Here is an 11,871-nt window from a genome sequence, read left to right on the forward strand (position 1 = left end):
CAACGCGGCGGGCATATCCATCCTGGTAATAAATAAAGCAATTTATCGTCGTTCTTCCGTTAATTCTTACCCCCTACACTCGAAAAACAGCGCAACCGCGTGATAGTGGAGAGTGTATCGATGAAACGGTTAATCCCAACCTTATTGTATGGCGCGCTGGCGGCCGCGTTCGGTGCGCAGGCCGCCACCCCGCAGGACACCTTGGTGGTGGTCAGTTCGCTGGAGGGCATTATCAGCCTCGATCCGGCGGAGAGTTTTGAAACCGTCAGCTCGGCCAATCTGGTCAACCTCTATCAGCGCCTGGTGGCGCCGGATCGCGGTGCGCCGCAAACGCTGGCGCCGGACGCCGCCGCCAGTTGGCAAGCGGGCGCCGATGGCCACAGCCTGATCTTTACCCTGAAACCGCAGCAGCGCTTTGCTTCCGGCAATCCCCTGCGGCCCGAAGACGTGATTTTCTCGCTGGTTCGCGCGGTGAAGCTGAACAAGGCGCCGTCGTTTATTCTCGGTGAGTTTGGCTGGACGCCGGATAACGTTGAGCAGCATTTGAAGACGGTGGGGGATAACCAGGTGCAACTCAGTTGGCCCGCCAACATCGGCAGCGAGCTGGCGTTGCGGCTGCTGACGGCGAATGTGGCCTCGATCGTGGATGAAAAGCTGCTGAACGAGCACGCGCAGCAGGGGGATTACGGCAATGCCTGGCTGCGCGGCCATTCCGCCGGCGGCGGCCCGTATCGGGTGAGTAACTATGTGCCGCACGAAGCGCTGCTGTTTGGCCGCAACGACTATGCGCCGTCGCCGGCCCGGCTGAAAACGGTGTTGTTCAAGAACGTCAGCGACGCCGGCACCCGCCGTTTGCTGTTGCTGAAAGGGGATGCCGACGTGGCCTACGATCTGGGTGCCGACCAGTTCGACTCGCTGCGCAACGCGTCTGGCGTGCGCATCGAGCAGGCCGATGCGCCCCGGGTCTATTACCTCGGTTTCAACACCGGCAGCAAAGACAACCCGGCGCTGGGCAATCCGGCGCTGTGGCGGGCGGCGCGCTGGCTGGTGGATTATCAAAGCATCGCCGAGCAGCTGCTGAAAGGGCAATATCGCGTGCATCAGGCCTTCTTGCCGCAGGGATTGGATGGGGCGCTCGACGATCGGCCGTTTACGCTCGACGTGGGCAAAGCCAAACAGATCCTGCGCGATGCCGGTATTGCCGAAGGTACGCGCCTCGATCTTATCGTCATCAATCAGCCGCCGTACACTGACATCGCGCAGGCGCTGCAGGCCAGCTTTGCGCAGGCCGGGCTGCGGCTGGATATCCATCCGGTGGTGGAGAGCGACCTGTGGGGCAAGATGCGCGGCCGCGATTTTCAGGCGATCTTCACCTACTGGGGCGCAGACTACCTGGATCCGAACACCAACGCCAGCGCCTTTGCCTACAACGTGCCCGGTGGGCCGAAAACCCTGGCCTGGCGCACCCAGTGGGGCATTCCCGCCATCAGCGCGGAAACGCGTGCCGCGGCCGCAGAGGGTAACAGCGCCGCGCGCCGCGCACGTTATGCCGCGCTGCAACGGGAACTGCAGGCCAGCTCGCCCTATGTAGTGGCGCTGCAGGGGCAAACGCTGGTGGCATTGCGCGACAACGTCAAAGGTGCCCGGTTGGATATCGCCAACAGCATGCTGTATCTGGATCGGGTCAGCAAGTAGCGCCAACGCCGCGCGCCTGGCCGAGCTTTCTGTCGCACCAAAGGTCGCCCGTGCGTGAAATCGCTTGCTGCTGCAACCTGGAATCGTGAGAGGTTTTGTCAGGGTGAAATAAAATGAAATTTCATAACGTGCTCACATGGCACTGATAAATTGGCGCTGAAAGGCGGCGTTGTTTACGTCTTTCACCGCGGTTGTCCGCAATGAGGCGGACACATCACCTCAGGAGATATTATGGACAATAACGGAAACGCTTCAGTGGAGCGCGCGGCAACCTGGCTCGCCGCCGGTGAGGTTGTGACGCCGGAACAGTTTTTATGGTTTCCAGCCACTGGCCAATCCGGCAACGGCCAGCATGGCAGAAGTGGCCGGATTGCTCAATCGGCTGATCGAGGCGCTGAAGAACTCACCGAACAACGCCGGCGCGTTCTGGCCTGTGTCCAGCAAGAGCAACAGCCAGCCGGCGGCCGCCAAGGCGATGCCGAAAGGTTGCGGCGTTCGCCAGGCGCGACGGTTGCGCAGGCCGCGCGCCAATGCCATGCTTAATCCGAACATTGCCGCCAGGCAGACCAGCAGCGGCAGCATCGTCCAACCGAGCCAGGCGCCCAGCGCCGCCAGCAGTTTGAAGTCGCCCTGGCCGATGCCGTTACGCCGCCGCAGCTGTCGATAAAGCGCGTTGAGCAGCCACAACGCCCCGTAGCCGGCGGCGGCGCCGATAACCGCATCGTCCAGCGGCGCCCAGCGAGCGTCGAGATTGCACAACAGCCCGCCCCACAGCAGCGGCTGGGTCAGCCGGTCCGGCAGCCAGCGGTGGCGCCAGTCCAGCCAGGCCAGGGCGATCAGCAGCGCCGCGGCCGGCGGTAACCACAGCCGGTGTGCTGCCGGCGGGACGAAAGGCAGCGTCGCCAACGCCACACCCAAGGCCGTCAGCAGCAGGCTGCGGCGGCGCAATCTCGGCGGGCTGGCGCGCACGGCCGCCGTTCGCTCCAGCCGGGTGATGAGCGCGAAGGCGACCATTCCTGCCGACAGCAGCGCGGTAAAAAACAGTGCGTGCCACAGTGAGAAAAGAAACATCAAGGCTCCGTCAGTCGTGAAACAGATGTTTAAAATAACGGCAAAATGCGTATTTCATCGGAGTGAAATGCGGTGGATTGTGAGAAATGCGCAGTCGTGCGCATTGCCACTTTAGGTATTGCAGAGTGATACAATGCCATGCGCGGTGGCGCGCAGCAGTGGGTTGCTGCGCTTTTTATCGGCAAAATCGGCGCTAAAAGGGTGTGAATTCACCTGGCGGCCGGAATGGAGCGGCCAATGGCGTAAGTGACGGCGTCACTGAGAGGTGATTGGGGTTTATCCTATTGTTTCTGCTCGTCAAGCCGTTAGGCTTTAAGGGAGAGGCGCCCCGACAGGCCGGGACGTAAGGTTTTTCAGATCTGCCGCGGGAAAGGCGGCAGCAAAGCAGTGGGTTGGCATGCTCCAGGAGGGAGGGAGGCCAACGGTGTCATGAAAGACGAAATTCAGGCAGGACTCATCAAAATCAAAAAACGACTCTGGCGCCGCCGCCGGGCGGCCTGGCTGGCCGGGCCGCTGGTGTGGCTGGCCGGCGCGGCGCCCGTGTGCGCCGAATCCCCGCCGGCGCCGGACGCCGTTATTTCTTCCGAACGGCAAGCCGCGGATCCGGCCGAGAGTTTGCCGGAGCTGGGCGGTGCGCCCGACGATGCCGCGCGCGAGAAGCAGTGGGCCGAGATGGCCAAGCAGTTTGGCGAAAAAGATCTGAATAACGTTTCCCGTCAGCAGATGCGCAGCCGCGCCGAGGATTACCTGCTCGGCCAGGCGGCCGACACGTTGCAGCAACAGGCGCAGGAACTGTTGTCGCCGCTGGGCACCGCCCGGCTATCGCTGAAGATGACCGGGGAGGGTGACTTTACCGGCAGCAACGGGCAGTTATTCAGCCCGCTGTACGACGTCGACGGATTGCTGACCTACAGCCAGATCGGCTGGCTGCAGCAAAGCGCCGGGGCGCTCGGCAATTTTGCGCTGGGGCAGCGCTGGATCGTCGGCGACTGGCTGCTGGGTTACAACACGGCGCTCGACAGCGATTTCGCCCGGCAGCGCAATCGCGGCAGCGTCGGTGCGGAAGCCTGGGGAGACTACCTGCGTTTCTCCACCAACTATTACTACCCGCTGTCGGCGCTGGCGCAACAGCCCGGTGATGGCGTGTTTTTCAGCCGTCCGGCGCGCGGTTACGACATCACGACGCAAGGCTATCTGCCGTTTTATCGCCAGATCGGCGGTTCGCTCAGCTATGAGCAGTATCTGGGCGATAATGTCGATCTGTTTGGCAGCGGCAAAAAACAAAACGATCCGCGCGCGATGCAGCTGGGGCTCAATTACACGCCGGTGCCGCTGGTGACGATGAAGGCGCTGCATAAGATTGGCGCGGGTGGGCAGAGCCAGGATCAGGTCGAACTGGCGCTGAGCTATCGGCTCGGGGTGCCGCTGGCGAAGCAGATTTCGCCGGAGTATGTGGCGCAGGCCAAGTCGCTGCGCGGCAGCCGCTACGATCCCATCGAACGCAAGAACGTGCCGGTGCTGGAATTCCGCCAGCGCAAAACGCTGCAGGTGTTCCTGGCCACGCCGCCGTGGAGCCTGCAGGCAGGGGAAACCGTGCCGCTGGTGCTGGAAATCAAGGCGTTGAACGGCATCGCTCACGTCAGTTGGCAGGGGGATACGCAGGCGCTGAGCCTGACGCCGCCGCACAACGCCAACGATCCGCAGGGCTGGACGGCGATCGTGCCGCCGTGGGACGACGCGCCGGGCGCCGCCAACAGCTACCGGCTGTCGGTCACGCTGGAGGACGAAAAGCAGCAGCGCGTGACCTCCAACTGGATAGAGCTGAAAGTGGCGCCGCCGCTGACGGCGACCGCCGGTGATGATGCGAGCCTGCTGCCGATCAAAACCCTGACGCCGCCGCCGATCCCGGCGCAAACCGGGCCGCTGTACGGCGGCGATTAACCGTTTTTACCCTGCAGCACCCACACCGCGGCCTCGACGCGGGATTTTAGCTTCATCTTTTTCAGCAGGTGTTTGACGTGCACCTTGACGGTGCTCTCGGTGATGGTCAGGCGGCGGGCGATCAGCTTGTTCGGCAGCCCCTGGGCGATCAGCTTCAGGATATCCCGCTCGCGCGGCGTCAATTGCTGAATATCGCGATCGGCGCTGGGGCGGTTTTCCCGCAGGCTGGCGGCGAGGATCGGCGTCAGCGTTTCGCTCAGCACCATCTGCCCGGCCGCCGCCTGATGCAGCGCCTTCAGCAGATCCTCCGGCTCCATGTCTTTCAACAGATAGCCGTCGGCGCCGCGTTTGAGCGCGCTGACGACGTCGTCTTCATGGTTGGACACGCTGAACACCACGACGCGCCCCGAGAGGTCGGTCTGGCGCAGGCGATCCAGCGTTTCCAGCCCGTTGATGCCGGGCATGTTCAGGTCGAGCAGGATCAGATCCGGATCGTGCTGCTCCGCCAGCGCGACCCCTTGCTCACCGTTGCTGGCTTCGGCGATGACCTGCAGGCGAGCGTCCATGCCAATCAGCTGTTTTACGCCGTTGCGCAGCATCGGGTGGTCGTCTATCAGTAAGATTGTGGCGGCGGTTTCTGTCGTCATGGTGTCTCCGTTAGTCGATGGCGTGGTTATCCGGCGTGAAGCTGACCCGCACCTCGGTGCCGCCGCCGCTGCGCGGTAAAATATCGCAGCGGCCATGCAGGCTCTTGGCGCGATCGCGCATGATGATCAAGCCGTAATGGTCGGGGCGGGACGTCTCGGCCGGCAGGCCGCGTCCGTTGTCGCATACGCTCAGGGTCACTTCGCCCCGCTTGTTGATGACCTGAATGCTCACCTCGCTGGCGGCGGCATGCTTAAGGATGTTGCTGAGCGCCTCGCGGGCGATCTGCAGCAGGTGAATGGCCTGGTAAGCCGGCACCGTGCGTGGCCCCAGTTGGTAATCGAGGCTGATGGTCAGGCCCAGTTTGGGATTGAACTCCGCCACCGTCGATTGCAGCGCCGCCAGCAGGCCCGGTTCGGTCAATTGCAGGCGGAAGGTGGTCAGCAGCTCGCGCAGCTGGCGATAAGCGCCGTTCAGCTCTTCGCGCATCTGCTGCACCAGCGCCTGGCTGGCCGACGAGAGCGTTTCGCCCTGCATCTGCAGGCAGGCGATTTGCATTTTCAGGCAGGAAAGCGATTGGGCGATGGAGTCGTGCAGCTCGCGGGCGATCGCCGCCCGTTCTTCCATCAGCATCAGCTGCTGCTGATGGTCGACCTGACGCTCGATGGCCAGCACGCTGGTCAGCTGCTCCACCAGGGTGTTGATCAGCTGGCGGTGCTCATCGTTCAGCGGCTGTTGCGGCGCATGCTGTGCCACGATCACGCCGTAGTCGCCGAGCTTGTCGCTCAGGCTCCAGCTCAGCGACGGATTGTCGGGATGCTGGCGGTCGCTGTCGTTCAGGCAGGCGCTGCACACCGGGTTGTGGCAATGCTCCGGCCGCAGCGGCTGGTTGCCGCTCAGCTGCAGCAGCGGTTCCCGGCTGTCGTTTTCATACAGTCGCACCTGAATGGCGCGCAGCGGCGTCAGGGTTTGCAGCTGGTTGAGCAGCGGCGTCAGGCGGCTGCACAGCGGCTCGCTGGCGTGCAGCAGGCGGCTGGCGCGATAAAGGAAGCTCAGCACCTGATTCTTTTGCTGCAGGTCCGCGGTTTTCTCGGCCACGCGCTGCTCCAGCCCGCTGTAGGTGGCCGACAGTTCGTCGGACATGGTGTTCAACGCGCCGCCGAGCGACGCCATTTCATCCTGGTGCCCGCGCTGCGCGAAGCGGCGGCTAAAATCGCCGCGGCCCACCGCCAACGCCATCTCCACCAGCTGTCGCCACGGATGCAGCAACCGGCGGCGCAGGTAGCAGGTGGTGCCGATCAGCAGCAGCAGGGTCAGCGCGATAAAGCCGGCCTGCACCAGCGTCACCATCAGCAGGCGGCGCTCGGTTTGCCTGTCGATATCCGACACCAGCTTATCCAGCAGCTGCACGAAGTGCGCCACCTGCGGCGCGGCGTCGGCCGGGCGCTGCGCGCTGCGCAGGCGTGGTTGCAGGGTCTGTTGCCAGTAGTCGCGCAAGGCGTCGAAAGGTTGCGTCAACCCTTCCTGCTCCACCGAGCGCTGCAGGTCGGGGCTGTTTTCGTCGCGCTCCAGTTCGTGAATCAACGCTTCATGCCGTTCATCCAGCGGCACCTGCGCCAGCAGACGGTAGCTTTGCATACGCAGTGAGCCGGCCTTGTTGATGGCGTGCGCATTGCCCTGAATGCTTTGCGACATCCAGGCGGAAATCCCCATGCCGGCCACGCCCAGAATGCCCGACAGCAACATCAGCAGGGCGACCTGATTCACGATCGAAAGCGGGGCCAACAGGCGTTTCATAAGCGCGGGTTCCTGGCATTTGGCGCCGCTGAAACTCAGGGGGAGAAGGCGGCGACGGGGTAAACAAGTAACGATTCAGCCGTATTTTTGATTATCCCTGAGCATAACCCCATACCTCGAATGAAGTACCCATTAGTTTCCGGCGGGACGGTGAAGCGGTGAGAGTAGCGGTGTGATTTTTTCTAATTCGTTGATTTAAATTGATTTAATTTTTATTCGGGGCGTACCCCTAAGGGGATGAAGGCGCTATTTATGCCGCCAACTACTTGCATTCGGGTTGATATACATCAACTTTGCCGCCGGGGCCGCCCCCTAGGGTGTGCAGAATGATCCCCTGTGTCTGAGGTTTTTATGTCGCAACTTGCAACGCCTTCATCAAAGAAAACCGGTGCGCTGATTCAGGACTGGCGTCCTGAAGACAGCGCCTTTTGGCAGCAGCGTGGCCATCGCATCGCCACCCGCAACCTGTGGATTTCCATTCCCTGCCTGCTGCTGGCCTTCTGCGTCTGGATGCTGTTCAGCGCCGTCGCGGTCAACCTGAACAAGGTGGGCTTCAACTTCACCACCGACCAGCTGTTCCTCCTGACGGCGCTGCCGTCGGTGTCGGGCGCTATTTTACGCGTGCCGTATTCATTCGTGATCCCGCTGTTTGGCGGCCGTCGCTGGACCGCCATCAGCACCTGCTTCCTGCTGGTACCGTGCCTGTGGCTGGGGTTCGCGGTGCAAGACAGCAGCACGCCGTACAGCGTGTTCGTCATCATTTCCCTGCTGTGCGGCTTCGCCGGCGCCAACTTTGCCTCCAGCATGGCCAACATCAGCTTCTTCTTCCCGAAAGCGCGTCAGGGCGGCGCGTTGGGGCTCAACGGCGGGTTGGGAAATCTGGGCGTCAGCGTCATGCAGCTGGTCGCGCCGCTGGCGATTTCTTTCAGCCTGTTCGGCCTGTTTGGCGGCACGGCGCAAAATCAGGCGGAGGGGGGGCAGCTGTGGCTGGAAAACGCCGCCTGGGTCTGGGTGCCTTTCCTGCTGGTTGCCACCCTGGCGGCTTGGTTCGGCATGAACGATCTGGCGGCGGCCAAGGCCTCGCTGCGCCAGCAACTGCCAGTGCTCAAGCGTGGGCATTTGTGGATGCTGAGTTTGCTGTATCTCGCGACCTTCGGTTCTTTCATCGGTTTCTCCGCCGGTTTTGCCATGCTGTCGAAGACACAATTCCCGGACATCGTGATCCTGCATTACGCATTCTTCGGGCCGTTCCTCGGTGCGCTGGCGCGGCCGGTCGGCGGCGCGCTGTCTGACCGTTTCGGCGGCGTGCGAGTGACGCTGATCAACTTTGTGGTGATGGCCGTATTCGCCGCGCTGCTGTTCCTGACCTTGCCGACGGCGGGTGAGGGCGGTTCGTTCATCGCCTTCTACGGCATCTTTATGGTGCTGTTCCTCACTGCGGGGCTGGGCAGCGGGTCGACTTTCCAAATGATCGCCGTCATTTTCCGTAAAATCACTGTCGATCGCGTGAAAGCGGCCGGCGGCAGCGACGAGAGCGCGCAGCGTGAAGCGGTGACGGACTCCGCCGCCGCATTGGGCTTTATCTCGGCGATCGGCGCCGCCGGCGGCTTCTTCATTCCCCAGGCATTCGGCACCTCGCTGGCGTTGACCGGTTCGCCGGCGGGGGCAATGAAAGTATTCCTGGTGTTCTATATCTTGTGCGTGGTGATCACCTGGGCGGTGTATGGCCGCAAGAAAAAAGCCTGAGTATCAAACGTCTTTCTCAATCCCTCCCGGCAGGGGAGGGATATTTCGCTCATCCCGAGTCATCTCTCCTCGCCTCCTCAGTGAAATTTTCTGTCTTTAGGTAAAATTCTCATCTCCGCTTGCCGTTTTTTTCTTTTTTTATAGCACTATCTCTCAATGTGGGAATATTTTCGCCAAAACGGATTATATTATTTGTACGTTTTTTCCGTTTTATTGAGAGTATTCTTACATTAAGGCGTTAATATCTTTCCGCAGATTAAATGAAATTTCCGGGACGGTAAGGCATAATTAGTGCGATTGTTATAAAATCAGTAATAGGGTTTTGTCATAGATGCTGCACGCACTGAGTGGAATGTGTAACGGGGTTAAATCAGATAACTCTCATTCTGTTTTTTCCGGCTTTTTGTAGTCTATCTGACAATCAGATTAGGTGGAAAAACACAATGAATTCACGGATAAGAATGAAATTTCACAATTTTATTCGATTAACAATCTAACAACACCGCTAGTTTTTCCTTTTTAAATCAATGAGGTGACCATTTGAATTTTACGGTAGCCATGAAAGAAATCCATGTTGCCAGCAGGGAAAAAGAGTCATTTGGGTAAACGGAACATCCTTAATAAGGCCTAATGTAAAAAATGAAATCAGAAAATTTTTATAAAGGCCAATATCCGATGAATGCAACCTGTTGAGTTTACATTTAATTTCTTGAACATTTTTTGATATTTCTATACAAAGTGTGCAGGACAGGCACGCTAAGGAAATTAAAAGTGAATCTTGATAAAAGAATAAAGATTAGGAATCTCGATGTTCTGACTCCTGCCGGGGAGAAATTTCGTCTGCGTTGGAAGGAGTATCAAATTCTTTCGCTGCTTGTCGCCAGATCGCCAGAGCTGGTTACCCGAACGGAAATTATAGAAAATATCTGGAAAGGAACTTACTGCTCAGATTCAACGATAAATCAAACAATTAAATCTATTCGCCAAAAAATTAGCGACACGGAACATACGCTTATCAGAACCATTCCCCGTTTGGGTTACAAGGTGGAAAATCAAGCGGCTTTTCACTTTATATCCGAGGATGAGGGCTACGCTGATGATGATATATTAAATGGCGATGAAAATATTGGCGTTGATATTCAAGCGGAACTTTCTGAAAATGAAAGTGAGTCGTCTGAAACAAACGATGAAAAAATAGATAAGCCGCGTAAATCGACGCTGGTGGCTGCGCCTGTTGCAACGGTAGAGTCAGCCCATGAACCCACGCGTGAAAAAAAGTCGACGACGGTGCGGCGCTTTTTCAGCATGCCCGCCAGCCGCGTAGTGAAATACCTGACGGTATTCGCTTCGTTGCTGGTTATTTCACATTTTTCATATGTGCTCGGCAACCAAACTCGTCCACCGGTGATCAATGATATTCAGAACAACACGCGCGTGGTGTTGACGCTGACGCTGAATAATCCCCATACCAACAGCCCGCAAACCCTGCTCTGCCTGTACCAGGGCGAGAGCATGGAGCAGGCGACCATCGAATGTGTCGACCCCAAGCAAGGGCAGCTTAAGTTGCCGGTAAAATATGAGACTTCTTCTACGCCGGGTAAAGGTCGGATTAATCTCATATTGCCGAACAAAACCTTGCAATATCAAGTTGCTTACGATGTTAAAAATTAGCGCTGAATGAGGTTTTATCTTTAGCGATAATTTTACATTTGATGAAATCTTTTATTTCATTATTTGTTATTTGAAAGCCAGGTTCGATTTGTCCAGTCTGGAACTCATTACCTAACGCATATTAGCGTCCTGTTTCCATCGAGGTGACAGGAATAATGAGAACCTGCTGAGTGACAAATTATGGATAAGCGTAAAGTAGCTATTATCGGGGGTTCCGGTTTTATCGGAACACGCCTGGCAAAACGTCTCAGTGCGCGCGATGATCTGACGTTGGTCATCGTTGACAAGCAACCCAGCGCACATTTTCCGGCGCTCTATCAGTATGGCGATGTGACGCAGCCCCAGACCCTGCAAGAACCGCTGGCGGGCTGTGACGCCATCATTAATCTGGCGGCGGAGCATCAGGACAACGTCGATCCTATTTCGCTCTATTATCAGGTCAATGTCGAAGGCGCACGCCATGTCTGCATGACCGCCTCCGCCTTGAATATCCGCCAAATCATTTTCACTTCCTCGGTGGCCGTTTACGGGTTCGTCGAGCAGGAAACCGATGAAGGGGGACGTTTCGATCCCTTCAACCATTACGGCAAGTCCAAGCTCGAAGCGGAATACGTTTATGAAGCGTGGCGCAAGGCGGATAGCGCAAACAAATTGACCATCATCCGCCCGACGGTGGTATTCGGTGAAGGCAACCGGGGCAATGTGTATAACCTGTTTCGCCAGATCGCCAGCGGCCGATTCGTGATGATTGGCAGCGGCAATAATATGAAATCGATGGCTTACGTTGAAAATATTGCCGCGCGGCTGGAACATGCGTTGGACCAGCAGTCAAGTTATCAGGTCAGCAACTACGTCGATAAACCGGATTTTACGATGAATCAATTGGTCGACGTTATTTCCTCCTCGCTGGGCAGAGAAAATAAGACGATTCGCATTCCTTATGTGGTGGGCATATGCGGGGCGACCGCATTGGATGTCGTGAGTAAAATAAGTCGTAAAAAATTCCCAATCAGCCGCGTCAGAGTGCAAAAATTCTGCGCCAGAACGCAATTTAAAAGTAATGTGAAAAATAATTTCGTGGCGCCGGTTGAACTTGATTCGGCAATCGAAAGAACCATTAAACATGAGTTTTCTGATAGATAACTTAACCGCACGCTGACGTTATTTACGTATTTCCGCCGACAAGCGGATAAATCTGTATTTTTCAGGATTAACTCATGCTGACTTATATCCTGGCCGGATCAATTTTGTTTTTGTTAATAGCGCATTGGGAGCTGTAACTCAAGGGCGGTAGCGTGCTTATTC

At 57.9% G+C, this 11,871-nt stretch carries 8 protein-coding genes; 5 read left to right on the plus strand and 3 right to left on the minus strand.

Going from position 1 to position 11,871, the window contains the following annotated elements; all coding sequences use genetic code 11:
- Nucleotides 1-120 precede the first annotated feature (120 nt).
- Nucleotides 121-1,695, plus strand: coding sequence for an ABC transporter substrate-binding protein (locus ACJ8MK_RS06800; RefSeq protein ID WP_440527090.1), 1,575 nt, complete (start codon nucleotides 121-123; stop codon nucleotides 1,693-1,695).
- A gap of 312 nt (nucleotides 1,696-2,007) precedes the next feature.
- Here the strand turns inward: ACJ8MK_RS06800 and ACJ8MK_RS06805 are convergent, their stop codons facing one another.
- A complete protein-coding gene (locus tag ACJ8MK_RS06805) occupies nucleotides 2,008-2,766 on the minus strand; it encodes a prepilin peptidase (RefSeq protein WP_442517611.1) in 759 nt (252 codons plus the stop codon).
- Nucleotides 2,767-3,195: 429 nt separating this feature from the next.
- Between ACJ8MK_RS06805 and ACJ8MK_RS06810 the strand changes: the two genes are divergently transcribed.
- Complete coding sequence (locus tag ACJ8MK_RS06810) at nucleotides 3,196-4,707, plus strand: YchO/YchP family invasin (protein ID WP_033653663.1); 1,512 nt, start codon at nucleotides 3,196-3,198, stop codon at nucleotides 4,705-4,707.
- Here ACJ8MK_RS06810 and narL read toward each other — a convergent pair.
- Together narL and narX are read right to left on the minus strand one after the other, a co-directional pair.
- Nucleotides 4,704-5,354 carry a two-component system response regulator NarL gene (gene narL, locus ACJ8MK_RS06815; RefSeq protein WP_004934684.1) on the minus strand — a complete coding sequence of 217 codons (651 nt, stop codon included), beginning with the start codon at nucleotides 5,352-5,354 and terminating at the stop codon, nucleotides 4,704-4,706. The genes ACJ8MK_RS06810 and narL overlap by 4 nt on opposite strands.
- A gap of 10 nt (nucleotides 5,355-5,364) precedes the next feature.
- Nucleotides 5,365-7,149 (minus strand): nitrate/nitrite two-component system sensor histidine kinase NarX, encoded by a 1,785-nt coding sequence (gene narX, locus ACJ8MK_RS06820; protein ID WP_060421467.1) that lies wholly within the window; start codon nucleotides 7,147-7,149, stop codon nucleotides 5,365-5,367.
- 351 nt (nucleotides 7,150-7,500) lie between these two features.
- Here narX and ACJ8MK_RS06825 point away from each other — a divergent pair, with 351 nt between their 5' ends.
- The 3 genes from ACJ8MK_RS06825 (at nucleotide 7,501) to ACJ8MK_RS06835 (ending at nucleotide 11,709) form a co-directional block, all read left to right on the plus strand.
- Entirely contained in the window at nucleotides 7,501-8,895 is a 1,395-nt protein-coding gene (locus ACJ8MK_RS06825) for a NarK family nitrate/nitrite MFS transporter (protein ID WP_033647734.1), read from the plus strand.
- Nucleotides 8,896-9,666: 771 nt separating this feature from the next.
- On the plus strand, nucleotides 9,667-10,566 hold the full coding sequence (locus tag ACJ8MK_RS06830; protein ID WP_033653666.1) for a winged helix-turn-helix domain-containing protein: 900 nt from the start codon (nucleotides 9,667-9,669) through the stop codon (nucleotides 10,564-10,566).
- 180 nt (nucleotides 10,567-10,746) lie between these two features.
- Nucleotides 10,747-11,709 carry an NAD-dependent epimerase/dehydratase family protein gene (locus tag ACJ8MK_RS06835; RefSeq protein WP_049212712.1) on the plus strand — a complete coding sequence of 321 codons (963 nt, stop codon included), beginning with the start codon at nucleotides 10,747-10,749 and terminating at the stop codon, nucleotides 11,707-11,709.
- The last annotated feature ends 162 nt before the right edge of the window (nucleotides 11,710-11,871 follow it).

The sequence above is a fragment of the Serratia sp. CY38905 genome, assembly GCF_052168875.1.
Lineage (GTDB): Bacteria > Pseudomonadota > Gammaproteobacteria > Enterobacterales > Enterobacteriaceae > Serratia > Serratia sarumanii.